The sequence below is a fragment of the Dermacoccus sp. BD5 genome, assembly GCF_044878485.1.
GTDB lineage: Bacteria > Actinomycetota > Actinomycetes > Actinomycetales > Dermatophilaceae > Dermacoccus > Dermacoccus nishinomiyaensis.
In genome coordinates this window covers 267,947-294,319 of sequence record NZ_JANJER010000001.1, presented here as the reverse complement: position 1 = coordinate 294,319, position 26,373 = coordinate 267,947, and the positions used below count along the sequence as shown (strand labels likewise).

The 26,373-nt window shown below is 68.4% G+C and carries 23 protein-coding genes; 15 read left to right on the top strand and 8 right to left on the bottom strand.

Annotated elements, in window-relative coordinates:
- Nucleotides 1–179 precede the first annotated feature (179 nt).
- Both NQ706_RS01205 and NQ706_RS01200 read left to right on the top strand, forming a co-directional pair.
- On the top strand, nucleotides 180–803 hold the full coding sequence (locus NQ706_RS01205) for an ATP-dependent Clp protease proteolytic subunit (protein ID WP_038567538.1): 624 nt from the start codon (nucleotides 180–182) through the stop codon (nucleotides 801–803).
- Nucleotides 804–826: 23 nt separating this feature from the next.
- A complete protein-coding gene (locus NQ706_RS01200; RefSeq protein WP_006944395.1) occupies nucleotides 827–1,492 on the top strand; it encodes an ATP-dependent Clp protease proteolytic subunit in 666 nt (221 codons plus the stop codon).
- Between the two features lie 118 nt (nucleotides 1,493–1,610).
- Here NQ706_RS01200 and NQ706_RS01195 read toward each other — a convergent pair whose 3' ends face one another.
- The 4 genes from NQ706_RS01195 to NQ706_RS01180 are packed head-to-tail and all read right to left on the bottom strand — an operon-like array spanning nucleotide 1,611 to nucleotide 5,837.
- Complete coding sequence (locus tag NQ706_RS01195) at nucleotides 1,611–2,687, bottom strand: ABC transporter ATP-binding protein (protein ID WP_038567545.1); 1,077 nt, start codon at nucleotides 2,685–2,687, stop codon at nucleotides 1,611–1,613.
- 3 nt (nucleotides 2,688–2,690) lie between these two features.
- Entirely contained in the window at nucleotides 2,691–4,007 is a 1,317-nt protein-coding gene (locus NQ706_RS01190; RefSeq protein WP_038567547.1) for an ABC transporter substrate-binding protein, read from the bottom strand.
- A gap of 40 nt (nucleotides 4,008–4,047) precedes the next feature.
- A complete protein-coding gene (locus tag NQ706_RS01185) occupies nucleotides 4,048–4,986 on the bottom strand; it encodes a carbohydrate ABC transporter permease (protein WP_038567551.1) in 939 nt (312 codons plus the stop codon).
- Nucleotides 4,983–5,837 carry a carbohydrate ABC transporter permease gene (locus tag NQ706_RS01180; RefSeq protein WP_050786462.1) on the bottom strand — a complete coding sequence of 285 codons (855 nt, stop codon included), beginning with the start codon at nucleotides 5,835–5,837 and terminating at the stop codon, nucleotides 4,983–4,985. The genes NQ706_RS01185 and NQ706_RS01180 overlap by 4 nt, the downstream gene beginning before the upstream one ends.
- A gap of 340 nt (nucleotides 5,838–6,177) precedes the next feature.
- On the opposite strand from NQ706_RS01180, the gene clpX reads away from it, so the two are divergent.
- The gene (clpX, locus tag NQ706_RS01175; RefSeq protein ID WP_038567554.1) at nucleotides 6,178–7,419 is read left to right on the top strand and encodes an ATP-dependent Clp protease ATP-binding subunit ClpX; all 1,242 of its coding nucleotides are present in this window, start codon (nucleotides 6,178–6,180) and stop codon (nucleotides 7,417–7,419) included.
- Between the two features lie 66 nt (nucleotides 7,420–7,485).
- On the opposite strand, the gene valS is transcribed toward clpX, so the two are convergent.
- Complete coding sequence (gene valS / locus NQ706_RS01170) at nucleotides 7,486–10,200, bottom strand: valine--tRNA ligase (protein WP_038567557.1); 2,715 nt, start codon at nucleotides 10,198–10,200, stop codon at nucleotides 7,486–7,488.
- Between the two features lie 176 nt (nucleotides 10,201–10,376).
- Here valS and NQ706_RS01165 point away from each other — a divergent pair, with 176 nt between their 5' ends.
- The 4 genes from NQ706_RS01165 (at nucleotide 10,377) to NQ706_RS01150 (ending at nucleotide 14,029) form a co-directional block, all read left to right on the top strand.
- Nucleotides 10,377–10,964, top strand: coding sequence for a GAD-like domain-containing protein (locus NQ706_RS01165; RefSeq protein ID WP_006944396.1), 588 nt, complete (start codon nucleotides 10,377–10,379; stop codon nucleotides 10,962–10,964).
- Nucleotides 10,965–11,308: 344 nt separating this feature from the next.
- Complete coding sequence (locus NQ706_RS01160; RefSeq protein WP_038567561.1) at nucleotides 11,309–11,569, top strand: hypothetical protein; 261 nt, start codon at nucleotides 11,309–11,311, stop codon at nucleotides 11,567–11,569.
- A 91-nt stretch (nucleotides 11,570–11,660) separates the two neighbouring features.
- The gene (glmS, locus tag NQ706_RS01155; RefSeq protein WP_038567564.1) at nucleotides 11,661–13,481 is read left to right on the top strand and encodes a glutamine--fructose-6-phosphate transaminase (isomerizing); all 1,821 of its coding nucleotides are present in this window, start codon (nucleotides 11,661–11,663) and stop codon (nucleotides 13,479–13,481) included.
- A 53-nt stretch (nucleotides 13,482–13,534) separates the two neighbouring features.
- The gene (locus NQ706_RS01150) at nucleotides 13,535–14,029 is read left to right on the top strand and encodes a DUF6584 family protein (protein ID WP_038567567.1); all 495 of its coding nucleotides are present in this window, start codon (nucleotides 13,535–13,537) and stop codon (nucleotides 14,027–14,029) included.
- Nucleotides 14,030–14,066: 37 nt separating this feature from the next.
- Here the strand turns inward: NQ706_RS01150 and NQ706_RS01145 are convergent, their stop codons facing one another.
- Nucleotides 14,067–14,762, bottom strand: coding sequence for an SDR family oxidoreductase (locus NQ706_RS01145; protein WP_038567570.1), 696 nt, complete (start codon nucleotides 14,760–14,762; stop codon nucleotides 14,067–14,069).
- A gap of 632 nt (nucleotides 14,763–15,394) precedes the next feature.
- Here NQ706_RS01145 and ileS point away from each other — a divergent pair.
- The 5 genes from ileS to ndk all read left to right on the top strand — a co-directional run bounded on the left by ileS (nucleotide 15,395) and on the right by ndk (nucleotide 22,283).
- Entirely contained in the window at nucleotides 15,395–18,811 is a 3,417-nt protein-coding gene (ileS, locus tag NQ706_RS01140) for an isoleucine--tRNA ligase (RefSeq protein ID WP_404360215.1), read from the top strand.
- Nucleotides 18,808–20,499: a folylpolyglutamate synthase/dihydrofolate synthase family protein gene (locus NQ706_RS01135; protein ID WP_081873618.1), complete on the top strand. Its 1,692-nt coding sequence runs from the start codon at nucleotides 18,808–18,810 to the stop codon at nucleotides 20,497–20,499. Before ileS ends, NQ706_RS01135 begins: the two co-directional genes overlap by 4 nt.
- Nucleotides 20,496–20,906, top strand: coding sequence for a DUF4233 domain-containing protein (locus tag NQ706_RS01130; RefSeq protein WP_051805758.1), 411 nt, complete (start codon nucleotides 20,496–20,498; stop codon nucleotides 20,904–20,906). The genes NQ706_RS01135 and NQ706_RS01130 overlap by 4 nt, the downstream gene beginning before the upstream one ends.
- A complete protein-coding gene (locus tag NQ706_RS01125; RefSeq protein ID WP_006944409.1) occupies nucleotides 20,903–21,766 on the top strand; it encodes an undecaprenyl-diphosphate phosphatase in 864 nt (287 codons plus the stop codon). The genes NQ706_RS01130 and NQ706_RS01125 overlap by 4 nt, the downstream gene beginning before the upstream one ends.
- Nucleotides 21,767–21,863: 97 nt before the next feature.
- Nucleotides 21,864–22,283 carry a nucleoside-diphosphate kinase gene (gene ndk, locus NQ706_RS01120; RefSeq protein ID WP_038567576.1) on the top strand — a complete coding sequence of 140 codons (420 nt, stop codon included), beginning with the start codon at nucleotides 21,864–21,866 and terminating at the stop codon, nucleotides 22,281–22,283.
- 256 nt (nucleotides 22,284–22,539) lie between these two features.
- Here ndk and NQ706_RS01115 read toward each other — a convergent pair whose 3' ends face one another.
- On the bottom strand, nucleotides 22,540–22,887 hold the full coding sequence (locus NQ706_RS01115; RefSeq protein ID WP_038567579.1) for a TraR/DksA family transcriptional regulator: 348 nt from the start codon (nucleotides 22,885–22,887) through the stop codon (nucleotides 22,540–22,542).
- 151 nt (nucleotides 22,888–23,038) lie between these two features.
- On the bottom strand, nucleotides 23,039–23,572 hold the full coding sequence (locus tag NQ706_RS01110; RefSeq protein WP_200874245.1) for a DUF2087 domain-containing protein: 534 nt from the start codon (nucleotides 23,570–23,572) through the stop codon (nucleotides 23,039–23,041).
- Between the two features lie 253 nt (nucleotides 23,573–23,825).
- On the opposite strand from NQ706_RS01110, the gene NQ706_RS01105 reads away from it, so the two are divergent.
- The 3 genes from NQ706_RS01105 (at nucleotide 23,826) to NQ706_RS01095 (ending at nucleotide 26,316) form a co-directional block, all read left to right on the top strand.
- Nucleotides 23,826–24,851 (top strand): rod shape-determining protein, encoded by a 1,026-nt coding sequence (locus NQ706_RS01105; protein WP_038567581.1) that lies wholly within the window; start codon nucleotides 23,826–23,828, stop codon nucleotides 24,849–24,851.
- Between the two features lie 146 nt (nucleotides 24,852–24,997).
- Nucleotides 24,998–25,756 carry a rod shape-determining protein MreC gene (gene mreC / locus NQ706_RS01100; RefSeq protein ID WP_051805761.1) on the top strand — a complete coding sequence of 253 codons (759 nt, stop codon included), beginning with the start codon at nucleotides 24,998–25,000 and terminating at the stop codon, nucleotides 25,754–25,756.
- A complete protein-coding gene (locus NQ706_RS01095; RefSeq protein ID WP_038567584.1) occupies nucleotides 25,753–26,316 on the top strand; it encodes a hypothetical protein in 564 nt (187 codons plus the stop codon). The genes mreC and NQ706_RS01095 overlap by 4 nt, the downstream gene beginning before the upstream one ends.
- The last annotated feature ends 57 nt before the right edge of the window (nucleotides 26,317–26,373 follow it).

The window sequence follows — 26,373 nt, the reverse complement described above, 5'->3', positions numbered from 1 at the left end:
CCGGGCCCAGGCGAACGTCGAGCCTTGCGCTGACGGCGAACAAGCCCCGAGACGGGGACGAAACGCTCGGGCCCGCGCGTTAGGGTCAGTGAAGAGTTCAAGCGTGATGTCACCCGCTCGGGGTGGCAGATTCGGAACGGAGTGATCCCTTGACGAATGCCCAGTCCTCGGACGTGGTCATGGCAGGCCCGCAGATGGCCGCCGGCCTCGACGACCAGATCTACAACCGGCTCCTCAAGGAGCGCATCATCTTCCTCGGTTCGGATGTTCGCGACGACAATGCGAACGCCATCTGCGCGCAGCTGCTGCTGCTCGCCGCAGAGGACCCGGAGAAGGACATCTGGCTCTACATCAACTCGCCCGGTGGTTCGGTGACGGCCGGCATGGCCATCTTCGACACGATGCAGTGGGTGCCGAACGACGTGTGCACCGTCGCGATGGGTCTGGCCGCGTCGATGGGTCAGTTCCTGCTGTCCGCCGGCGCCAAGGGCAAGCGCTACGCGACGCCGCACGCGCGCATCATGATGCACCAGCCGCTCGGCGGCATCCAGGGCACGGCCTCCGACGTGAAGACGCAGGCCGAGCAGCTGCTGCATATCAAGAAGCAGATGGCCGAGCTCATCGCCGAGCACACGGGCCAGCCGGTCGAGAAGATCTCGGCCGACTCCGACCGCGACCGCTGGTTCACCGCGGCCGAGGCCAAGGAGTACGGCTTCGTCGACCACGTCTTCGAGCGTTCGCAGGACGCCACCAAGGACGCGACCGGGGACGCTGCGGCATTCTCCGAGTCGTCCGACCACTGATCTCGCCCACGAAGGAGACCTTCATGAACACCCACAGCTCCATGGGCCACCCGATGGGCGGCGTCACCGCGCCGATGCCGACGAGCCGCTACATCCTGCCCCAGTTCGAAGAGCGCACCTCGTACGGCACGAAGCGCCTCGACCCGTACACGAAGCTGTTCGAGGACCGCATCATCTTCCTCGGCGTCCAGGTCGACGACGCGTCGGCCGACGACATCATCGCGCAGCTCATCGTGCTCGAGTCGCAGGATCCGGACCGCGACATCGTCATGTACATCAACAGCCCCGGTGGCTCGTTCACCGCGCTGACGGCGATCTACGACACGATGCAGTACATCCGCCCGGACGTGCACACGTTCGTCCTGGGACAGGCTGCCTCGGCCGCCGCCGTCCTGCTCGGCGCCGGCGCGCCCGGCAAGCGGTACGCGCTGCCGAACGCGCGCGTGCTCATCCACCAGCCGGCGATGGAGGGCTCGGGCGGCCAGGCCTCCGACGTCGAGATCCAGGCCAACGAGATCATGCGCATGCGTGAGTGGCTCGAGGAGACGCTCGCGAAGCACTCCGGCCGCTCGATCGAGCAGGTGCGTGCCGACATCGACCGCGACAAGATCCTCACCGCCGAGATGGCCAAGGAGTACGGCCTCATCGACGAGGTGCTGACGAGCCGCAAGGCGTCGCTGGAGAGCTGACGGCTCCAGGCCCACCGGGCCTGACCCGCCACGACGAACGTGCCCGCTCCTTCCGTGTGGAAGGGGCGGGCACATTCGTCATGTCGGCATCACCCACGGTGGGGGAGCGGCCCGGGTGTCACAGCCGCTCGCCGGTCTCCGTGTCGAAGACGTGGACGTGGTCGGTCATGGGCTTCACCGCGAACCGGTCACCCTGCGTCGGGCGCACGCGCTTGTCGACGCGCGTGCCGATGCGGGGGCCGTCAGGCTCGCCCGCGGGGCGACCGTAGACGAACGCCTCCGAGCCGAGCGTCTCGACGAGTTCGACCTCGAGCTCGAGCGCACCCGCCTCACCGGGCTGCGCGACGACGAACGCCTCGGGGCGCACCCCGATCGTCACGCGATCCGACGTCGCCTTGATGTCGCGCGACAGCGGCACCCGCATGCCGTGGAACGTCGCGTCACCGCCGGTGAGCGCGGCGTCCATGAGGCTGATCGACGGCGAACCGATGAAGCCTGCGACGAACGTGTTGCGCGGCCGTTCGTACAGCTCCTCCGGGGTGTCGCACTGCTGCAAGATGCCGTCCTTGAGCACCGCGACACGGTGACCCATCGTCATCGCCTCGACCTGGTCGTGCGTGACGTAGACGGTCGTGACGCCGAGGCGTCGCTGCAGCGCCGCGATCTGCGCACGCGTCGAGACGCGCAGCTTGGCGTCGAGGTTCGACAGCGGCTCGTCCATGCAGAACACCTTGGGCTGGCGCACGATCGCGCGACCCATGGCGACACGCTGACGCTGGCCACCCGACATCGCGCCCGGCTTGCGCTCGAGCAGGGGCTCGAGCTCGAGGATCTTCGCCGCCTCCTCGACGCGGGCGTTGATGTCCGCCTTCGAGGTGCCTGCGTTCTCGAGCGCGAACGCCATGTTCTGACGTGCCGTCATGGTCGGGTAGAGCGCGTAGCTTTGAAAGACCATCGCGACGTCGCGATCACGGGGACGCACGCCGGCCTGGTCGTGGCCGTCGATGAGGATGCGGCCCTCGTCGACCGGTTCGAGGCCGGCGAGCATGCGGAGCGTCGTCGACTTGCCGCAGCCCGACGGGCCGACGAGGACGAGGAACTCCCCGTCGGCGATGTCGAGCGTGACCTTGTTGACGGAGGGACGGGGCGCACCCTTGTGCAGGCGGGTGGCCTCGTCGAAGGTGACGGATGCCATGAATTACTTCTTCAGCTTGGGCTTGATCTGGGAGTCGTACTTCGCCTGCAGCGCCGTGTCGAGCGCCTCGAGCGTCGACTTGACGTCCGAGCCGGCGATGATCTTGTCGAGCGAGGTACCGATGTCGATGCCACCGCCGGGCAGGAACACGCGGACGTTGTCCTGCGGGCGAGCCTTCGGCAGCTGCTTGACGGCGACGGCGTATTCGGGGTTCTTCTCGAGGTACGCCTTCTCCTTCGCGTCGTCCATGGCGGAGGTGCGCACCGGCATGTACCCGGTCGCCTGGGAGAACGTCATCGTGTTGTCCTTGTTCGTCATGAACTCGATGAACTTCACGGCGTTCTTCTGACGCTCGGCGGAGATGCCCTTCGGCACCGCAAGGCCGGCGCCACCCGTCGGGACGGTCTTGATGCCGCCCGGCGCAGGCAGGAAGCCGATGCCCACCTTGAAGCTTGCGTTCTTGATGACGCCGGCGAGGCCACCGGTCGACTCGATGGCGCAGGCGCCGATGCCCGAGGCGAAGTCGGCCTGGCTGTCCTTCGACGTCTGCATCCAGCCCTTCTTGGCCCACTCCTGGATCTTCGTGGCGGCCTTGACGGTGCCCTCGGACGCCATGGTGGGCGTCCAGTCCTTCGAGTAGCCGCCGCCGTAGCTCCACGCGATGGACTGGAACGTCCAGTCGAGGTAGTCGGAGCCGTCGTCCAAGACGATGGCCTTCTTGCCCGAGCCCATGGCCGACTGCAGCTTGGGCGCCCACTGCTCGAACTCGTCCCACGAGGTCGGCGCACGGTCCGGCAGACCGGCCTTCTTCCAGGCGTCCTTGTTGTAGTAGAAGATGACCGTCGAGCGCGAGTACGGCAGGGCGTAGTGCTTGTCCTCGTACTTGTAGTCGTCGTACAGGCCCTTGACGTAGTCGTCCGTCGAGAGCTTGTTCTCGGACGTCAGGGCCGACATGTCGGCCAGACGGTCGTTGAGGGCGAAGTTGAACCACGTCGTGTCGGAGACGATGACGACGTCGGGCAGGCTGCCGCCGGACAGGGCCGCGTTGAACTTCTGCGCGACGTCGGGGTAGCTCTTGCCGGCGTCGACGAGCTTGACCTTGAGGTTCGGGTTGGCCTTCTCGAACTCGGCGATGAGCTTCTGCTCGGTCGCCTTCGACTTGCCGGGGTGGTTGCTCCAGAACTCGATCGTGTTCGAGTCGCCGCCGCCGTTGTTACCACCGCTGGAGGAGCCGCCGGAGCCGGCGCAGGCGCTGAGGCCTGCGGTGACGACGGCACCAGCCGTCAGGCCGAAGAGGTCGCGGCGCGAGAGTGTGGACATGAGTTTCTTCCTTCGTCTGGGTGAAGCGTGGGGGAGAGGGTCAGCCCTTGACGGCGCCGGCCGTGAGGCCCTTGATCATGTGGCGCTGCAGGACGAGGAACAGGGCGAGAACGGGGAGCATGGCGAGCATCGTGGCGGCCATGACAGGGCCCCAGTCCGTGATGCCCTCGTTGTTCTGCAACTGGGTGAGGCCGACCGGCAGGGTGCCGGTGCGCTGGTCGTCGGACATGAGGAACGGCCACAGGTACTCGTTCCACTCGTTGACGACGGTGATGATGGAGAACGCGATGAGGGTCGGCCACGACATCGGCATGACGACCTTGCGCAGCAGCTTCATCGGCCCGGCCCCGTCCATGCGCGCGGCCTCGATGATCTCGCTGGGGATCGACAGGAACTGGTTGCGCATGAGGAACGTGCCGAACGCGACGCCCGCCAGCGGCAGGATGATGCCCTGGAAGGTGTTGCGCCAGCCGAGCTGGCTGACGAGGGCGTAGTTCGAGATCACGGTGATCTGGTTCGGCACCATGAGCGCCGCGATGACGACGATGAACACGAGGTTGCGCCCGGGGAAGCGGATGAGGCTCAGGGCGTAGGCGCTCATGACACCGAGGACGATCTTGGCGAGCGACAGGATGACGGTGACGATGACCGAGTTGCGGAAGAAGTCCCAGAAGGGGATCGACTGCGTCGCGGTCTTGTAACCCTCACCCGTGACCGAGTGCGGGAACCAGACGGCGGGCGTCGTGTAGATGTCGCTGCGGTGCTTGATCGACGTCATGAAGATCCAGTACAGCGGGATCGCGACGATCGCGAACGCGATGATCATCGCGGCGTAACCGGCGATCGTCATCGGCAACCCGCCGTGGACGAGGACCTCGTTGCTGTGCGCCTCCTCGCGGGGGCGTCGTCGGAACGGGGAGGAACCCGACCGCTTCGGCGTGGCCGCAGCGGCGTTCTCCTGCGGGGCTGCGGTGCTCATGCCTTCTGCTCCTTGTCCATGACCCGCACCTGCACGACCGTCACGACGAGCAGGATGAGGAACATGATGGTCGCGATCGTGGCGCCGTAGCCGGCGCGCTGGTTGACGAACGTCTCCTGGTACACCTGGTAGACGAGCGTCGACGTGCCGTAGCCCTGGGGGCCACCGCGCGTCATGATCTGGATGATGTCGAAGACCTGGACCGAGTTGAGCAGCACCGTGATCGACAGGAAGAACGTCGTCGGGCGCAGCTGCGGCAGCAGCACCTTGGTGAAGCGACGCCACGACGACGCGCCGTCGATCTCCGCGGCCTCGTCGAGGTCGGTGCGGCGGCCCTGCAGCGCGGCGAGGTAGATGACGAACGTGTAGCCGATGTTCTTCCACACGTACGTGAGCGTCACCATGACGAGGGCCCAGTTCGGATCCTGGTAGAAGTCGGGGACGCTGAGGCCGACGCGGTGCGCGAGGTCGGAGAGCAGACCGAAGTGCGGGTCGAAGACGAACTGGAACGCGAGGCCGACGGCGGTGCCGGACAGGACGAACGGCGCGAAGATCGCCGAGCGCACGAGGTTGCGACCGCGCAGCTGACGATCGAGCAGCAGCGCGAGCCCGAGGCCGATCATCATCGACAACCCGACCGTCGCGACGGTGAAGATGGCGGTGTTGCGCAGCACCTGGTGCGCGTTGGCGTCGTGCAGCCACGTCGAGTAGTTCTGCAGACCGATGTAGTTGAGCGTCGGCGCCGACAGCGTCCAGTCCGTGAACGACAACCGGATGTTGTCGATCAGCGGTCGGTAGGTGAACACGGCCAACAGCGCGAGGTTGGGCAGCAGCAGCGCTGCCGCCGTCAACCATTCACCGACGGGCCGGCCGCGGCGTGGCGGCGGGGGGCCGAGGGGCGCGGGCGGGTGCGCCTGCGGCGAGAGCGTGGGGGGGGTCTTCGAGCACGCGCAAACGTTGTCCTGACAAGGTGTCCTGGAAATGAACAACAGGTGTTGGTCGTGTGTCCATTTGAGAGTGATTCGCGACGCGAGGCGTGCGGGGACTCCGCGTCCGTTGCGCCCAGCGCGAACAGCCTTGGCCGGCGCCCGCCACGCGGGATTCAATGAGGGGCAGCGAGGGCCCCGTCGACTACCGTCGTCGGGTACGCACACCCGTCTCGCGGCGGGTCGCTCGACGAAGGGATGACGGATGGCACGCGTGGGAGAGAGCGGCGACCTGCTCAAGTGCTCGTTCTGTGGCAAGAGCCAGAAGTCGGTCAAGAAGCTCATCGCCGGCCCGGGCGTCTACATCTGCGACGAGTGCATCGACCTGTGCAACGAAATCATCGAGGAAGAGCTGACCGACTCGGTCGACATCGGCCTCGAGAAGCTGCCGAAGCCGCGCGAGATCTTCGACTTCCTGCGTGAGTACGTCATCGGACAGGACGCGGCGAAGCGCTCGCTCGCCGTCGCCGTCTACAACCACTACAAGCGCGTCCAGGCCGCCGAGGCGTCGGGCTCGAAGGATCCGGTCGAGATCGCGAAGTCGAACATCCTGCTCATCGGCCCCACGGGCTGCGGCAAGACCTACCTCGCGCAGACGATGGCGCGCATGCTCAACGTCCCGTTCGCCATCGCCGACGCGACAGCCCTGACGGAGGCCGGCTACGTCGGTGAGGACGTCGAGAACATCCTGCTCAAGCTGCTGCAGGCGAGTGATTTCGACACCAAGCGCGCCGAGACCGGCATCATCTACATCGACGAGATCGACAAGGTGGCGCGCAAGAGCGAGAACCCGTCGATCACGCGTGACGTCTCCGGTGAGGGCGTGCAGCAGGCGCTGCTCAAGATCCTCGAGGGGACGGCCGCGTCGGTGCCGCCGCAGGGCGGGCGCAAGCACCCGCATCAGGAGTTCATCCAGATCGACACGACGAACGTGCTGTTCATCGTCGGTGGCGCGTTCGCGGGCCTGGAGAAGATCATCGAGGACCGCAAGGGCAAGAAGGGGCTCGGCTTCGGCTCGCAGCTGCACCTGCCCGCCGGTGGGGATGCGTCGATGACCGACGTGCAGCCCGAGGACCTCATGAAGTTCGGTCTCATCCCCGAGTTCATCGGCCGCCTGCCCGTCATCACGACCGTCGAGCCGCTCGATCGCGAGGGCATGGTGAGCATCCTCACCGAGCCGAAGAACGCACTCGTCAAGCAGTACAAGCGCATGTTCGAGATCGACGGTGTGCAGCTCGAGTTCACACCAGACGCCCTCGACGCCGTCGCCGAGCAGGCGATGAGCCGCGGCACCGGCGCGCGCGGGTTGCGCGCCATCCTCGAAGAGGTCCTGCTGCCCGTCATGTTCGACGTGCCGAGCGAGGACGACATCGACAAGGTCGTCATCACGCGCGAGGTCGTGCTCGACCGCATCACCCCGACGATCGTGCGACGTCGCGCTGCCTGACGCGCGCGTCCTGACGCACTGAGAGCCGCGATCCTGCCGGGCAGGGTCGCGGCTCTCAGTCGTTCGTCAGTTCTTGACCTTCGGCGGGGGAGCGAGCAGCTCGGTGTCGCGCACGAGCAGGACGCCGTTCTCCGTCTCCTCCTCGACGCTCGTCATGGCGCTGATGCGACCGGCTGCGCGCAGGTCGGCTTCACCCTTGGTTGCGGCGGCGAGGGCCTCCGCCGGGCCGGCGAGCGTCATCGCCGTCACCTCGGCGCGCATGCCGAGCTTGGCCTCTGACTTCGCGCGGCGCACACCGGCGAGAGCCTGAGACACGGCGGTGAGGACGAGCGGGTCACCGTCGGGCAGGGACGCGAGCTCGTCGCGCGTCGGCCAGGTGGCGCGGTGCACCGACTCGGCGTGCTGCCACGACCACACCTCTTCGGTGGCGTACGGCAGGAACGGCGCGAACAGGCGCAGTAGGACATCGAGCGCGATGCGGACGGCGGCACGCGCCGACGCCGACTCGGCCTCGTCGAATGCACCGTCACGGTTGTTGGCGCGCTCCTTGACGAGCTCGATGTAGTCGTCGCAGAACGCCCAGAAGAACGTCTCCGTCAACTCGAGCGAACGCGTGTAGTCCCACGTCTCGAAGCTCTTCGTCGCGTTCTCGACGACGTCGCGCAGGGCCGTCAGCAGCGAGACGTCGAGAGGCTGCGTGACGTGCGGCAGCAGCGCCTCGATCGTCGGTGCGGCGTCGGCATCGGGCGTCACCGGAGGCGTGATGAGCGCGAACTTGGAGGCGTTGAGCACCTTCATCGCGAGGCGACGGCCGACCTTCATCTGGCCCGTGTCGTAGGCGGCATCCGTCCCGAGGCGGCCCGAGGCGGCCCAGTAGCGCACGGCATCGGCGCCGAACTCCCTGACGACGTCCTCCGGTGTCTGCGCATTGCCCTTCGACTTCGACATCTTCTTGCGGTCGGGGTCGAGGATCCAGCCGGAGATGGCGGTGTTCTTCCACGGCACGGTGCCGTTCTCGTGATGGGCGCGCACGACCGTCGCGAACAGCCAGGTGCGGATGATGTCGTGGCCCTGGGGGCGCATGTCCATCGGGAAGATCTTGTCGAACAGCTCGGGGTCGCTCTTGTGCGCGGTGCCGTCGGCGATCGGCCAGCCCGTCGCGATCTGCGGGGAGAGCGACGACGTCGCCCACGTGTCCATGACGTCGGGGTCGGCGATGAACCCGTCGGCCCGGCCGCGCTGGCTCTCGTCGTAGCCCTTCGGCGCCTGGCCCTGCGGGTCGATCGGCAGCTCGGACTCGTCGGGCACGATTGGGTGGTCGTAGTCGGCCTCGCCGTTCGCGTCCAGCGGGTACCAGATCGGGAACGGGACGCCGAAGAAACGCTGACGGCTGATGAGCCAGTCGCCGTTGAGGCCCTCGATCCAGTTCGTGTAGCGGCTCTGCATGAACGCGGGGTGCCAGTCGATCTCGTTGCCGCGTGCGACGAGCGCCGACTGCAGATCCTTGTCACGGCCACCGTTGCGGATGTACCACTGGCGGCTCGTCACGATCTCGAGGGGCTTGTCGCCCTTCTCGAAGAAGTTGGCCTTGCGCTGCGTCTTCTTCGGCTCACCGTCGAGGTCACCGGAGGCGATGAGCGCCTTGACGACGTTCTCGCGTGCGGTGAACGTCGTCTTCGTCGCGAGCTCGTCGGCAAACAGCTGCTCGCCCGGGCCGCCCGCGATCCACTCGGGCACCTCGCCCGTGATGCGGCCGTTGCGCGTGATGATCGAGCGCGTCGGCAGCTGCAGCTCGCGCCACCACTGGACGTCGGTGAGGTCACCGAAGGTGCAGCACATGGCGATGCCGGCGCCCTTGTCCATCTCGGCGCTCGGGTGCGCGAGGACGGGGATCTCGACATCGAACAGCGGGCTCTTGACGCTCGTGCCGAACAGCGGCTGGTAGCGCTCGTCGTCGGGGTGGGCGATGAGGGCGACGCAGGCGGGCAGCAGTTCGGGGCGCGTCGTCTCGATGTAGACGTTCTCGCCGTCGCTCGTGTGGAAGGCGACGCGGTGATAGGCGCCCGGGTAGTCGCGTGCCTCGAGCTCAGCCTGGGCGACGGCCGTCTGGAACGTGACGTCCCACAGCCCCGGTGCCTCCTGCTGGTAGGCCTCGCCGCGCTTCAGGTTGCGCAGGAACGCCTGCTGCGCGACGGCGCGCGAACGCTCGTCTATCGTGCGGTACTGCACGTTCCAGTCGACACTGATGCCGAGGCGGCGGAAGAGTGCCTCGAAGGTCTCCTCGTCCTTGACGGTGAGCACGTCGCACAGCTCGATGAAGTTCTTGCGCCCGATCGGCTGCTGGTCGGCGGCCTTGACGCTCTTGCCCTCGGCGCCCTCGAGTGGCGGGGTGTAGTTCTCGATGTAGGGCTTCGTCGCGTCGCCGCGCACGCCGTAGTAGTTCTGGACGCGACGCTCCGTCGGCAGGCCGTTGTCGTCCCAACCGATCGGGTAGAAGACCTCGCGCCCCTGCATGCGCTGGTAGCGCGCCATGCAGTCGGTGTGGGTGTAGCTGAACACGTGCCCGACGTGCAGGCTGCCCGATGCCGTCGGCGGGGGAGTGTCGATGGCGAAGACCTGCTCGCGCGGCAGCTGCAGGGCGCGCTCGCGGTCGAACGTGTACGTGCCGCGTTCCTTCCATACCTGGCCCCAGACGTCCTCGAGGCCGTCGACGGTGGGCTTGTCGGGCATCGTGCGGGCGCCGGGCGGCGTCTGCTGGGCTGGGGTGGTGTCGGAAGTCATGGGGTCATTTTTCCATGCCTGACGTCCTGGTGCGACCGGCGGCGGCGAGGCGGGCTCGGTGCGACAACGCAGGGGCGGGGGCCTAGGCTATGAGCAGATGGCCGACGACGCGCCCACATGCCGGGCGCGCAGGAGAATCAGGGCGAGACGTCGCTCGGACGAGGGAGCACACGAACATGAACGCCACGCCGCGCGGCGCCGCCGCGATCGAGCCCTTCGTCGCGCGTTTCGCGCCGAGCGACGTCACCCCCGTGGGGCCCGCGTTCGTCGAGTACGCGGCCGACCGGCTGCCGCAGTCGCTGCTCGCGCTGTACCGCGACCACGGCATCGGCTGGTACGGCAAGCAGGAGCTGCAGCTCGTCGACCCCGCCGTGTGGACGCCCGTGCTGCAGGAGTGGTTCGGTGTCGGCGTCGCGAGCATCCCCTTCGCCGTCACGAGCTTCGGCCACGTCTACCACCTCGACGAGGACGGCCGCGTGCAGTGCCTCGACCCGCACTTCCTGACCAACCTCGTCGTTGCAGAGTCGGCCGACGAGTTCTTCGCCGAGCACCTCGTCGGGCCGTCGTCGCACCTCGCGGACCTGCGCGGACCGCACCAGGGTGCGCGCACCAAGCTGGGGCTGCTCGGTGAGGGCGAGCTCTACTCGTTCACGCCGATGCTGCCGCTCGGCGGCACCGTCAGCCCCGACGCACTGACGAAGGGTGACGGCGTCCAGCACGCCCTCCTGACGCACCGCATGGTGCGCGAGCAGCGTCAGCGCTGATCCGTCAGCCTGTGGTCATGCGCTGACCTGCGGGAGCCCCGAACACCCACCTCGGTGAGGATCGACAAAGCACGCCCCACTTCAATGGAAGTGGGGCGTGCTTTGTCATACCGGGCGAATGGCGCGCCAGCGCTGAGCGACTGCCATGCGGTGCGCGCCTTTGCTCGCAGCGGTGTTAGTGGGGGTGAACGGCGACCAGGTCCTAGTCGCACGTGAGCTGGTCCTGGCCGCGGCTGAAGGGCGCGCCCGCGGGATCTGGTTCTGAGAGCGCCGACGGCACGGCTTCGTTGCCCGATTTCGGGCAGATTCTTGGTAATCGCCGTTCTCGGATTCATCGTTGGCTCATGGCCGATGACGAGCTCGTTGAGCGAATCGCAGTGACGACCGGGCTTCCCACCAACGAAGCGACGCGCGTGATCGACGACGTGCTCGCGTGGTACCGCGAGCCCGTCGAGGATTACGTGCGCCGTCGGCACGCTTCGCTTCAGCTCTATGGCACGCGGAATGCCGAGGCGTTTCGTGTCATCGCCTCAGAGTTGGCCGAACGCGCCGTCGCCGCGCCGGCACTGACTGAACGGCAACTGCGCCGCATCATCTACGGCTGAGCGCTCAGCTCACCCCATGGCCGTGACGCCGTGTCGTCGTGTTCGCGGTCGACCCCGGATCAGCCCCAGCAACCCGAAAACAGGAGACACCATGTGCGGAATCGTCGGATACATCGGAGCGCAGCCCGCGGCGCCCTTCCTCATCGAAGGACTGACGCGGCTCGAATATCGTGGCTACGACTCAGCCGGAATCGCGGTTCTCGGCACCAGTCGCACCACGCGCGTGAGGACGGTGGGCCGAGTTCGCGCTCTCGAGGCTTCGCTTCCCAAGCGTCTGAACGGCAAGGTGGGGATCGGCCACACGCGCTGGGCCACTCACGGGCCCGCCGAGGAACGCAATGCCCACCCGCACATCAGCGCCGACGGCCGCATCAGCGTCGTGCACAACGGCATCATCGACAACGCTGCGTCAGTGCGAGCCCAGTTGCAGGCGGACGGCGTTGAGTTCAGCAGCGACACCGACACCGAGGTGCTCGCGCACCTGATCGCGCGTTCGGACGCCACGACGCTCGAAGCTGCGGTCCTCGAAACACTCGGCCGGGTCACAGGCACCTACGCGCTCGCAGTGATCGACGAGCAGCACCCCGAACGCGTCGTCGTCGCGCGAAGCGGCTCGCCGCTCATCATCGGTGTGGGGGAGAAGGAGATGTTCGTCGCCAGTGACGTGGCGGCGCTCGTGCGCCACACCAACCGTGTCGTCCACCTCGAGGATGGCGAACTCGCCACGGTGACGGCCCAGGGATTCCGCACGTTCGACCGGGCGTCCAACGCCACGGACAGGACGCCCGTAGAAATCTCTGTGGCTGCCGAGGACCTGGAACTGTCCGGTCATGAGCACTACATGCTCAAGGAGATGCGCGAACAGCCCGACGCGGCCGAGACCTGCCTACGGGGGCGCCTCGATGAGCGCTTCGCAACGGCCCGACTCGACGGGATCGGTCTGGACGCGCGCGAGATGCGCGGATTCCGACGCGTCAAGGTCCTCGGCTGCGGTTCGGCGTACTACGTCGGGCAGATGGGTGCACAGATGATTGAAGACCTCGCACGCATTCCGGCGGACGCCGAAGCTGCCTCGGAGTTCCGCTACCGACGGCCGATCATCGAACCGGACACCCTGTACGTCGCCGTCAGTCAGAGCGGGGAGACCGCTGACACAGCCTTCGCCGTCAGTGAGATCAAGCGCAAGGGCGGCCGCGTCATCGGGGTGGTCAACGTCGTCGGCTCGACGATCGCCCGGGAGGTGGACGGCGGCATCTACCTGCATGCCGGCCCCGAGATTGCTGTGGCGTCGACGAAGGCGCTGACGAACATGGGGTTGGCGTTCGCGATGCTCGCCCTGCACCTCGGACGTTTGCACGACCTGTCGTTCGCCGACGGCCAGCGCATACTCAGGGGTCTCGAACGCATCCCGGCCCAGATCACGCAGATCCTCGACGACGAGCCGGCCATCGCCGAGGTAGCCGGCGAGATCGCGCAAGCGGCGAGCACGTTCTACATCGGCAGGGTCAGGGGCTTCCCTGTGGCCCGTGAGGGCGCACAAAAACTGAAGGAGATCAGCTACGTCCATGCCGAGGCGTATCAGACGAGCGAGTTGAAGCACGGTCCCCTGGCGCTCATCAACGCGCAGATGCCGACCATCGCCATCATCCCCGGCGACGATCTTGCCAAGCGCAATGTCGCCGCAGCTGAGCAGGTGCTGGCACGCAAGGGGCCCCTCGTCTCGATCACCCACCCCGGCGTCGAACTCGACCACCTGGGCGTGCGATCCATAGTCGTGCCGAAGAACGAGCCGGAGTTGGATCCGATCCTGCTCACCATTCCGACGCAGATCCTTGCCTATCGGGCCGCAGTTGTGCTCGGGCACGACGTCGACAAGCCCCGCAACCTCGCCAAGTCGGTGACGGTGGAATGACGCGCTGAGAATGGGGTCGTGCGTCGGCCCGCCGGTAGGGCATCATCAGGGCCATGACCGCCCTCGACCGAGCCCGCGGCGACATTGCGCAAGGCCGCCTCTGGATGGCTCGTCAGCGCTTGACGAGTTATCTCGTGGAGTCGCCCGACGACGAGGTCATCGCGCTGCTCGCGCAGGTGCACCTCGAGATGGGGGATCTGCCCGCGGCGGGCGCGCTGCTCTTCGTCCTGGGGCGCGACGACGAAGTGGCGCGAGAAGCAATTGCCGCGTGGCGGACCTTCCGCGGAGGGCCTGCGGCGCAGTGGCGCAGCATCCCCAGACGGGTTCGTATGGTGTCCACGGCGCCGCAGGTTGCGCAGTTGCGTGTCGAGGCGGGCGAGCCGCGGCGATGGCACGGGGATCGGGCCCCGCAGGAGTGCTACACAGCCGGCTGGCGTGAACGCGCCGGAGACATCGGGTGCGGATTGACGATGGTGCTGGTCACTTCGTGGTGCCTCTTCCTCATGCTGTGGGGCGCGTGGAGCTTCTCTCAGTGGGTGCTGCACTGACCAGGGACACGCGTGCCCATGGTGTCGCTCAGGTGATTCAGCGCGGGCCGGGGCGGACGGAGATCATGTCGACGTTCGCGTCCGGCGTCGCCGTGAGGGCGAGGCGGACGGCGCTCGCGACCGACTCGGGCCGCAGGTAGTTCGCCTCGTCGTACTCGCGGCCCTCGAAGGAATTGAGCTCCACCTGCATGTCCGTCGCCACCCGCCCCGGGTGCACGGACGAGACGCGAATCCCCATCGGGCGCAGTTCCTCTCGCATCGCGTCCGTGAGGGCGCGGGCTGCGAATTTCGACGCCGAGTAGACGCCGCCGGGCCCACCCGCCGTCAGCCCCGAACCGGAGTTGATGACGACGACGGTGCCGCGAGCCGCCTCCAGGGCGGGCAGGAGCAGCCGTGTCAGATCGGCGACGGCGACGACGTTGATCTCGAACGTGCGGCGCCAGTCGTCCCGACGCAGATCCGTCAGCGCGCCGTTGCCGAGCACGCCGGCGGAGTGGACGACGCCGTCGAGACGCGTCAATCCGAGAGCTTCGACGGCTCGAGTCGTCGAGGCCTCGTCCGCCAAATCCGCGACGAACGGCCGGGCGTTCTCGTATCGCGCACACGCCTCGGCCACGGCGTCGGCAGACGCGCCGCCGATGATGAGGTCGTGATCGGCGGCCAGGGCGTCACAGATGGCGCGGCCGATGCCGCGCGTGCCGCCGGTGACGAGGACGGTGGGGCGAGACGTCATGATGTTCTCCTCAAAAGGGTGGGCCCGTCGACAGGCATGGGTCAGCAGGGCGGCGGGGCTGGACTCACGGTAACGAAGACCTGGCGGCGGGCCCGGCTCCGTCTGCTCGGGGGGCCCGTTGCTGCGCTTCCCGGCCCCACAGACCCCGCCCGCAGCGGCCCGTTTCTCAGCTGCCCGAGAATCGTGCATCTGCACGAGGAATGTGCGTCATGAAAGTCGTGCAGATGCACATTACTCATGCAGTCGGCCCGGGCTGGTCGACTCACCACTGGTGCAGCGGGTCCGGGCTCGTCGAGTCGCTCCGGGGCCGGTGGCAACAGGCCGGGGGCGCCGGCTTGCCCGTGCGATCGAGCACTCCGCCACGGCGGGTAGCATGGTGGCAACGACGTTCGAGCCGTCATCAGCGGCGAGTCCCCGGAAGAACAGGTTGCGCACACCGCGAGCGCACCCCAGTAGAACCGGGCGGGAGTGGCCCGTCACAGCCGGCATGAAGCGGTCATATCGCTCCTCGTGCGCCCGCCACCGGGCGAGAGCGCGGGTTCGAGATGGCAAGCAAGGTGGTACCGCGGCCACCCGGCACACGCCGGCGACGTCGTCCTTGCTCGACGATCTGACGCGCAAAGGATGCCACCATGACCTACCCCAAGGTCGACCTCACGCGAGAGCACGCGGCAGCGACCCCCGATGACGCAGCGGGAGCGGCCGCCACGACCCCCGGCACCGGCGAGGCGTTCGGCATCCCCAAGGGCGTGCCGAGCAGCCCGAACTTCCCGTCCATCGAGAAGGCCGTCCTCGACTACTGGCGGCGCGACGACACGTTCCAGGCCTCGATCGAGCAGCGCGACGCCGGCGAGAACGGCGACAACGAGTTCGTCTTCTACGACGGCCCGCCCTTCGCGAACGGCCTGCCGCACTACGGCCACCTGCTGACGGGTTACGTCAAGGACCTCGTCCCGCGGTACATGACGATGCGCGGAAAGCGCGTCGACCGCGTCTTCGGCTGGGACACGCACGGCCTGCCCGCCGAGCTCGAGGCGATGCGCCAGCTCGGCCTCAAGACCAAGGACGACATCCTCGACATGGGGATCGAGAAGTTCAACGACGCCGCGAAGAAGAGCGTCATGAAATACGCCTCCGACTGGGAGGACTACGTCACCCGCATGGGCCGCTGGGTCGACTTCGAGCGCGGCTACCGCACGTACAACTCGGGCTACATGGAGTCGGTCATCTGGGCGTTCAAGTCGCTCTACGACAAGGGCCTCATCTACGAGGGCCTGCGCGTGCTACCGTACTGCTGGAACGACGAGACGCCGCTGTCCAACCACGAGCTGCGCATGGACGAGGACGTCTACAAGAACCGTCAGGACCCGGCGGTGACGGTCGGTTTCACGCTCGAGACGGGGGAGAAGGCCCTCATCTGGACGACGACGCCGTGGACGCTTCCGAGCAACCTCGCCGTCTCCGTCGGCCCGGACATCGACTACGTCGTCGTCGAGGCCTCCGGCCCGACCGGCAGCGACGAGAAGTACGTCATCGCCGAGGCGCGCCTCGCGGCCTACAGCAAGGACCTGTTCGGCGAGAAGCTCGACGCCGACGCGCTTGCCGCGAAGGTCGTGCGTCGCATGAAGGGCTCCGAGCTCGTCGGCCTCACCTACACCGCGCCGTTCACGTACTTCCTCGACGACGAGCGCGTCGTGGGCAAGGCGTGGCGCATCCTGTCGGCCGACTACGTCACGACCGACGACGGTACGGGCCTCGTCCACATGGCTCCCGCGTTCGGTGAGGAGGACAAGGCCGCGACCGACGCGGCCGGCATCCCCGTCGTCGCGCCCGTCGGCCCCGACGGCCGGTTCACCTACCCGGTGAGCGACTACGAGGGCATGCAGGTGTTCGACGCGAACCCGCACGTCATCGACCACCTCAAAGCGGCGACGAAGGGCGACATTGCGAACGCCGGGCACGCCAGCGACGGCACCGTCCTCGTGCGCCGCGAGAGCTACGACCACTCCTACCCGCACTGCTGGCGCTGCCGTCAGCCGCTCATCTACATGGCGGTGAGCTCCTGGTTCGTCGAGGTGACGGCGATCAAGGAGCGCATGCTCGCGCTCAACGAGGAGATCGACTGGGTGCCGGGCAACGTCAAGCACGGCCAGTTCGGCAAATGGCTCGAGAACGCGCGCGACTGGTCGATCACCCGAAACCGCTTCTGGGGCAGCCCCGTTCCCGTCTGGAAGTCGGACAGTCCCGAGTTCCCGCGCCTCGACGTCTACGGTTCGTTCGACGAGATCGAACGTGACTTCGGCGCCTTGCCCCGCAATGCTGACGGCGAGGTCGACCTGCACCGTCCGTTCGTCGACGAGTTGACGCGCCCGAACCCCGACGACCCGTCGGGGAAGTCGACGATGCGTCGGGTCGACGACGTCCTCGACGTCTGGTTCGACTCGGGCTCGATGAGCTACGCGCAGGTTCACTACCCGATGGAGAACGAGGCGTGGTTCGAGAACCACTTCCCGGCCGACTTCATCGTCGAGTACATCGGTCAGACGCGCGGCTGGTTCTACACGCTGCACATCCTCGCGACGGCGCTGTTCGACAAGCCCGCGTTCTCCTCCGTCATCTGCCACGGCATCGTGCTCGGCAGCGACGGGCAGAAGATGAGCAAGTCGCTGCGCAACTACCCGGACGTGTCCGAGGTGTTCGACCGTGACGGCGCCGACGCGATGCGCTGGTTCCTCATGTCGAGCCCGATCCTGCGCGGCGGCAACCTGTCCGTCACCGAACAGGGCATCCGTGACGGCGTGCGTCAGGTCATGATGCCGCTGTGGAACGCGTACTCGTTCTTCGCGCTCTACGCGAACGCCGCAAACGGTGGTGAGGGTTACGACGCGCAGTGGTCGACGGCGTCGAACGACGTGCTAGACCGTTACCTGCTCGCCAAGCTGCACGACTTCGTCGCGCAGGTGCAGACGCAGATGGACGCATACGACATCGCGGGGGCGTGCGACAGCGTCCGCAGCTTCCTCGACGTGCTGACGAACTGGTACATCCGTCGCAGCCGCGAGCGTTTCTGGGGCACCGGATCGTCCGCGAGCACGGGCACCGAGCACGAGGCGTCGAGCAACGAGGCGTTCGACACGCTCTACACCGCGCTCGAGGTCGTGACGCGCGCCGCGGCGCCGCTGCTGCCGTTCGAGACCGAGCAGATCTGGCGCGGCCTGACGGGCGGACGCTCGGTGCACCTCACCGACTTCCCCGTCGCCGACGACCTGCCCGCCGACGCCGACCTCGTCACGGCGATGGACCGCGCCCGTGAGGTGTGCTCCGCGACGCTCGCCATCCGAAAGGCCGAGAAGCTGCGCGTGCGCCTGCCGCTGGAGTCGGTGACGTTCGTCGGCGAGAACCCGCACCCGCTGGAGCAGTTCGCCGATCTGATCTCCGACGAGGTCAACGTCAAGAACGTCGTGCTCGCCGACTCGGCGAACGTCGACGCGGATGCGCTCGGCGTCAGCCGGCGCCTCACCGTCAACGCTCGCGCGGCCGGCCCTCGGCTCGGCAAGAACGTGCAGCAGGCCATCAAGGGCAGCAAGTCCGGTGACTGGTCGCTGGGCGCCGACGGCGTCGTCACCGCCGGTGGGCTCGCGCTCGAGCAAGGCGAGTACACGGTAGACATGGTCGTCGACACCGAGAAGGCCGGCGCCGACACAGCCGCCGGGATGCTGCCCGGTGGTGGCTTCGTCGTCCTCAACACGCAGGTGACGCCGGAGCTCGCCGCCGAGGGCCTCGCGCGCGACATCGTGCGCGCCGTCCAGCAGGCCCGGCGCGACGCCGGTCTCGACATCTCCGACCGTATCTCGCTCACCATCACCGGTGACGACGAGGTGTGGGCGGCGACCGTCGCGCACCAGGACCTCATCATGCGTGAGACGCTCGCGGTGCAGTTCGGTTCGGCGGGCGCGGCGCACCAGCTGCCCGACGGCGTCGGCACGAGCGCCGAGGTCGGCGACAAGCAGCAGGTGCGTATCGTCGTGAAGAAGGTGGAGAACAAATGAGCGACCAGCGTCCGCGCGACGAGAACGACTACGACGGCGACGGATTCGACGGCGCCGACGTCAACGAACACCTCGTCGAGGGTGAGAGCCCGCGCGACGGGTACGCGACATTCGGCATCCAGGGCGAATCGTTCGGACACGCGAACGAGGAGATGGATCTCGACGAGTACGTCGCCGAGCACGTCATCGGTGACGGCTCGGCCGGCCCGGGTGGTGAGACGGGCGACGCCGCCGACCCCACGGAGCGCGCCCTGACGACGGGCATCGTCGGCGACAACCTCGTGAGCAAGAAGGCCCAGCGCAGCGGCGACCCCCGGGCCGCCGCTCGCGAGGCCGAGGAAGCTGCAGCGCTGCGGCTGCGGGCGCGCGAGATCGAGGACGAGATCCTCGCGCGCACCCCGGAGAACAACCCCGAACCGTCCCTCGAACGTGTGCGTCGCGCGATGGAACTGCTCGGCGACCCGCAGACAAGCTTCCCGATGATCCACCTCACGGGCACGAACGGCAAGACGTCGACGACCCGCATCGTCGAGCGGCTCGTGCGCGAACACGGTTTGAAGACAGGGCGGTTCACCTCACCGCACCTGCACGACTTCCGTGAGCGCATCAGCCTCGACGGCGAACCCGTCGACGTCGAACGACTCGTGCGCGTGTGGGACGACATCGATCCGTTCATCGCGATGGTCGACCACGAGAGCACGAGCAACGGCGGCGTGCGGATGACGTACTTCGAGGTCATCGTCGTCCTCGCCTACGCCGTGTTCGCGGACGCGCCCGTCGACGTCGCAATCGTCGAGGTCGGCCTCGGCGGCGCGTGGGACGCGACGAACGTCGCCGACGGCGTCGTCAGCGTCGTCACGCCCGTGGCGCTCGATCACCAGCGGCTGCTCGGTGACACGGTCGAGGACATCGCGCACGAGAAGAAGGGCATCATCAAGCCCGGCGCGTTCGCCGTCGTCGCCGCGCAGGTGCCCGAGGTCGACGAGATCCTGCGCGAACAGTGCCTCGAGGTCGACGCGACGATGCTGCGCGAGCGCGACGCGTACGCCGTCACCGCGCGCGAGGCGGCCGTCGGCGGGCAGATGATCTCCGTCAAGGGCCTCGCCGGCGAGTACGACGACCTCTTCCTGCCACTGTTCGGCGCGCACCAGGCACACAACGCCGCGACGGCGATCGCCGCCGTCGAGGCGTTCCTCGGGGGAGGAGAGACGAAGATCGACGACGGCGTGCTGCGCGCCGCTCTCGACGCCGTCACCTCGCCCGGGCGACTCGAAGTGGTGCGGCGCTCGCCGACCGTCCTCGTCGACGCCGCCCACAACCCGGCCGGCGCGCAGGCACTGCGTGAGGCGCTCGCGGATTCCTTCCAGTTCAACCGCCTCGTCGGGCTCGTCGCCGTGCTCGCCGACAAGGATGCCGAAGAGCTGCTGCTCGCGCTCGAACCGACGCTCGACCACGTCGTCGTCACGCGCAACACGTCGCCGCGCTCGATGGATCCGCGCGAACTCGGCCAGCTCGCCGCCGAACTGTACGGCGACGATCGCGTCACCGTCGTCGACAGCCTGCCGGACGCCCTCGACCGCGCGGCGGCCCTCGCCGACGACGAAGGCGTCGGAGGTGGCGTCCTCGCGACGGGCTCCGTCGTCACGGCCGCGGACGTGCGCATGCTGCTGGGGGTGACGTCGTCATGATCGCCGAATGGATCCGTCGCCTCCGCTTCACCGGCGTCGGCGAGAAAAAGACGCGACAGCTCGCGGGCGCCGTCATCGGCTGCCAGGCGTTCGTCCTGTTCTTCTTCGCGCTCGTCGCGTGGGGCCTCGACCACTCCCGACACCCCGACGGTGGCGGCAACGCGACGACGTTGCTCTGGGTCGGCATTGCGCTGGCTGTGCTCTGCCTGTATTCCAGCGCGTCGATGCGCAAACCGCTCGGCATTCCGCTGGGATGGGTGCTGCAGGCAGCGACGCTGCTCACCGCGTTCATCGTCCCGTCCATGCTCGTCGTCGGACTCATCTTCCTCGCGCTGTGGATCACCGCGCTCGTACAGGGCGACAAGATGGACGAGCTCACCCGTAACTTCATGAGGGAGTATTCATGAACTGGCTCGAGGCCGTCGTCCTCGGCATCGTGCAAGGGCTCACCGAGTTCCTGCCGATCTCGTCGTCGGCGCACCAACTGCTCGTCGGTCGCGTGTTCTTCGACAACGACGGCGGCGGCGCCGCGTTCACCGCCATCAACCAGCTCGGCACGGAGACGGCCGTCCTCGTGTACTTCTGGAAGGACATCGTCCGCATCATCAAGGCGTGGTTCGGCTCGCTGCGCGGCCACGTCGCGAAGGACGACCCCGACGCGCGGATGGGCTGGCTCGTCATCATCGGCACCCTGCCGATCGGCATCCTGGGCATCCTGTTCAAGAGCGCCATCGAGGGCACGCTGCGCAACCTGTGGATCACCGCGACGATGCTGCTCGTCTTCGCGCTCGTCATCATGCTGGCCGATGTCGTCTCCGACAAGCGCGTCGAGGAAGGCCATCACGAGAAGGGCCTGGACGAGCTGACGTGGGCCGACGGCGTCAAGTACGGCTTCTTCCAGGCGCTCGCCCTCATCCCCGGCGTCTCGCGCTCGGGCGGCACCGTCGCCGGTGGTCTGTTCATGGGCTACTCCCGCCCGGCCGCGGCGCGCTACTCGTTCCTGCTCGCCATCCCGGCCGTGCTGTCGTCCGGTCTGCTCGAACTCATGGACGTCATCAGCAAGGGCAAGGATCACGACTCCGGCAGTTGGGGCATGATCGCCATCGCGACACTGCTCGCGTTCGGTGTCGGCTACGCCGTCATCTCCTGGTTCATGCGATACATCTCGACGCACAACTTCCGCCCGTTCGTCATCTACCGCATCGCGCTCGCACTCGTCGTCTTCGGGCTGCTCGCGACCGGCACGATCGACGCCGCCGTCAACTGAGCGATCCACGCGCCCGCCGCGACGAACGGCATTCATGATCTGCCCCCGACCTTCGATAGGTTGGGGGCAGATCCGCACTCTCTGCCTGGAGGACACCATGACCGCACAGCTCGAACGCTCCCTCGTCATCATCAAGCCCGACGGCTACCGCCGCGGCCTCACCGGCGAGGTGCTGCGCCGCATCGAAGCGAAGGGCTACACGATCGCCAAGCTGCAGGTGACGGAGGCGACTCGCGACCAGCTCGATGCGCACTACGCCGAACACGAAGGCAAGCCCTTCTACGAACCGCTCGTCGAATTCATGAGCTCCGGCCCCATCGTCGTCGCCGTCATCGAAGGCAACGACTGCATCAAGGGCTTCCGCTCCCTCGCCGGCGCCACCAACCCCACCGAAGCGGCCCCCGGATCCATCCGCGGCGACCTCGGCCGCGACTGGGGCCTCAAGGTGCAGCAGAACATCGTCCACGGTTCCGACTCCACCGAATCCGCCGAACGCGAGATCGCGATCTGGTTCTGACCTTCCCTCGCTGTGTCTTCCGGTGAGCGACACAGCTTCGGGCGGGATGACGGACGCCGCCTCGACCGCTCACCTCGCACGCTCGGTATCCGGCCGGGGCGGCGTCCGTCATCCCGGGTCCGCGTTCGCGTAGATCGAGGGTCGATTCCGGTGAGGCGCTGATCGGATGCGCATGCCACCGAGCGAGGATCGGTGTGCGGTGAGGCGTTGACTGCACATCGGGCTCACCCGGACAGCAGTGGGCAGGGGGTGGGGCTCAGCGCGCTGCCGCGCACGTGACGCAGCGGGTGGCTGTCGGGCGAGCCTCGAGACGAGCGTCCGGAATCGTCGCGCCGCAGCGTTCGCACACACCGAACGTTCCCGTATCGACGCGTGCGATCGCAGCGTCGATCGCGGCGAGTTGGCCACGTCCCTCGTCAGCCAGCGACGAGACCTGCGCCCGGGCGACGGCGACCGTCGAACCCTCCGGGTCGTGCTCGTCGTCGATGTTCGCATCGCGCGCCGACTCGACGATGTCGGCCCAACTCTCATCCAACCCCCGCAGGCGAGCCACCGTCTCCCGACGTTTCTCGACCAGCAGCGCGCGAGCAGCGTCCGGGGTCATGCCCCCATCGTACGGTCACCGTCGGCCAACCCGCCACGGCACCGGGACGAGCGACAATGGGCCGAGCTGCACCGCAATGCGTCGCGTTGGGACGGGGACGCCTCAAGACGACCGCCGCGTCACGCGTCCCGTCGAAGTGCCACGCCGGGCGTCACCGCTGCGGCGTGCGCTGCCACAGCGCCGCGAACACGTCGGCCTCCTCGCGAGGAAACTCCTGGGTCCACCGCGCGTCGCGGGCCGGCGGCGCAGGTGCCAACGTGGACTCACCCGCTTCGCGCCGGAGACAACCGACGTTGACGAGCTCGCGGCGCAGATACGCAGGGTCCTCGTGGACCTCAGCCAGCATCCGCGACACCTCGGCCTCCGGGTACGTTCGACGCGGTTCGAAACGCGTGACGAGAACGAGGAGCACCGCCATGCGCTTCGTTCGCTTCGTGGGGATGGTGCGCAGGCGGCTGTCGTCGAAGAACTGACGAACCGAGTTCCCCAGAGCCGTCGGGATGATGGGGTCCTGGGCGAGAGGGCTCGGCGCGCCGTTCGGGATGGGGGACGCCGCCCGGTCGGTCGGAGGCTGTTCGATCGCAGGCTGCGTCTGCATCAGTTCGGTGCGTGCCTGCAGGTAGGTCGCGTCAGACGCGGCCATCCGGGCGCGCACGAGCTTCTTGAAATCGGCATCTCGGGTCATGTCAATCGCTTTCGCGCGTCGAGAACGCCCCAGTCGCACGACGCGTCAGTCGCATGATGCGAGAGATGATCCGCCCGGGAATCCGCTTCCCTTCGCGCCGACGCATGCGGGCTGAGGCCGGGCGTGAGCTGGGCGCAGGCGGCGCCACGGTCATCGTGCCGTGCCGTGCCGGCGCGGCGCTCGGCCAGCGAATTTGCGTCCGCCCCTAGCTCGGCGAACGGCGGCACCCAGACAACTTTGAAATACTCACCCGGTGCTCGGACGACTGAAGACCCCCTCGCGTGATCTCGCGATCGACCTCGGGACGGCGCACACGCTCGTCTACGAGAGCGGGCAGGGCATCGTCGTCGACGAACCCAGCGTCGTCGCCCTCGACGCGGCGACCGGCGACCTGCTCGCCGCCGGCCACGACGCCAAGGAGATGCTCGGACGAGCCCCCGGGCGCGTCTCCGTCGTCCGCCCCCTCGTCGGCGGCGTCATCAGCGACGCCGACGCCGCCGAGCGCATGCTGCGCTACTTCATCGCCCGCTCGCGACCCTCCCGCCTCATCCGCCCACGCGTCGTCGTCTGCGTCCCCGCGGAGGTGACCGGCGTCGAACGCCGCGCCCTCGAGGACGCCGCGATGCGCGCCGGCGCGCGCCACGTCGACGTCATCGAAGAAGCCGTCGCCGCCGCAGTCGGCGCCGGGCTCAACGTGCAGGCCACGCAGGCGTCGATGGTCGTCGACATCGGCGGCGGCACGAGCGACGTCGCCGTCACGAGCCTCGGCGGGGTCGTGCGCTCACGCTCCGTCCGCCTCGGCGGCCACGAACTCGACGACGCGATCGCAGCCCACCTGAAGAACGAATACGCGCTGCTGCTCGGCGAACGCACCGCCGAACGCATCAAGCTCGACGTCGGCAGCGCCTTCCCGCTCACCGAGGAACTGACGTGCGAGGTGCGCGGACGCGACCTCATCGGTGGGCTGCCGCGCAGCGTCACCGTGACGAGCGTCGAGATCCGGCGCGCGCTGGAACCGACCCTGCTCGCGATCTGCGACACCGTCCGCGCCACCCTCGACGCATGCCCGCCGGAGCTGGCCGGCGACATCCTCGACACCGGCATCGTGCTGACCGGCGGGGGAGCGCAGCTGCGCGGGCTCGACGTGCGCCTGCACCACGAACTCGCCGTTCCCGTCCGCGTCGCCGCCAACCCGGCGAACGCCGTCGTCCTCGGCGCCGGTACGTGCGTCGAGAACTACGACCTCATGCGTGGGCTGCTCATGCCCGTGACGCGGTGAAGAACCCGCGCCGGGCGCGAACAGGGTCGACGTCGTCACCGACGGCGAGATCCGGGCGCGGGGGGCGATCGGTTCGGCGGACGCCGGGTGACATCGGTGCTGCCCCGCCGCGACGCGACCCGCACCGCCGCGGCCGACTCGCCGCGGTGACCGTCCTCGCCGTCCTGCTGCTCGCCCTCACCGCCTCACCCGGGCTGCGCGCACGGGGTCAACACTTGACGTCGGGTGCGCTCGGTGCGATCGCCGGCTGGGTGACCCCCCGCGACGACGCGTTGCGCGAGGCGAAAGAAGCGCGCATCCGCGCCGAAGCGCGAGCGGCTGCCGTCGGCGACGCCGACCGTGTCGTCGACGAGGCTTCGAAGCTGTCGCGCTCGTTCGCCGCGTCGGGACGCGACGTCGTGACAGCGCGCGTCGTCGCGTTCACGCCCGCGACGGCGGCCGGTGACGCCCGGCGCGTCCAGATCGACGCGGGCCGGGACGCCGGGCTCGAGACGGCGCAGGCCGTCGTCGCGGCCGGCGGGCTCGTCGGACGGGTCACGGCGGTCGACGAGCACGCCGCGACGGTCACGCTCATCACTGACCCGGCGAGCGTCGTCGGAGCGCGCCTCGAACCGGGCGGCACGCTGGCCCGCGTCAGCGGAGCGGCGCCCGACGGGGTGGCCGCGCGCGCCGAGGGATCCGTCAGTCTCGTTCTCGCGGCGGGCGGTTCGGCGACGAAGGGAGCCCGCGTCGTCACCGCCGGCAGCCCCCAGGGCCGGCCGTACCCGGCGGGGTTGCCCATCGGGACGGTCACCTCGATCGACCCCGACCGTGGCCGCCTGGAGCGCAGCGCCACCGTCCGCCCCGCCGTCGACCCCAGCAGCCTCGACGTCGTCGGCGTGCTGCGCCCGCGGGCGTCGCGATGACGAGCGCCGAACAGCGCGTCCTCTTCGCGCCCGAACCGCTGCGCGAGCCCGCGACGATCCTCGCGCGCCCGTCCGCGCTCGCCGCGACGCGGGCTCTGTGGACGCTCGGCGCGGGCGTCGTCGCCGCCCTGCTGCCCCCGCACCTGGGCCAATGGGTGGCGTGGCTGGGCGCGCCGCTCGCGGTGAGTGTCGTGCTCGACGCGGGGGCGCTCGCCGCGCTCGGCTGGCTGCTCGCCGGGCTCGTGCTCTCCGTCGTGCTGCCGCCCGGCGGCGTCGACATCGTCGCGCATGCGGCGGCGATCATCGCCACCGTGCTCGTCCTGCGACGCCTGCGGGTGGCCGCGACGGTGAGTGCCTGGTCGGCTGCGGCGCTCGCCGCTCTCGCCGTCCTCGTGCACGACCTGACGCTCGTCGCGCTCGCCGCGGCACAGAGCGGCCGCGTCGGCGTCGCCGTCCTGCCGCTGCTCGTGCGTGTGGTCGTCGGCGGCGTCATCGGCCTCGCCGTCGTCGGGCGCTGGAACCGCTGGGCGGCTCGTGAACGAGCGCGAGGCCGGGCATGAGGCGGCTCGCGCGGCTCCGTCGTCGCGTCGGCTCGAGGCCGGGGCGACGTGCCTCTC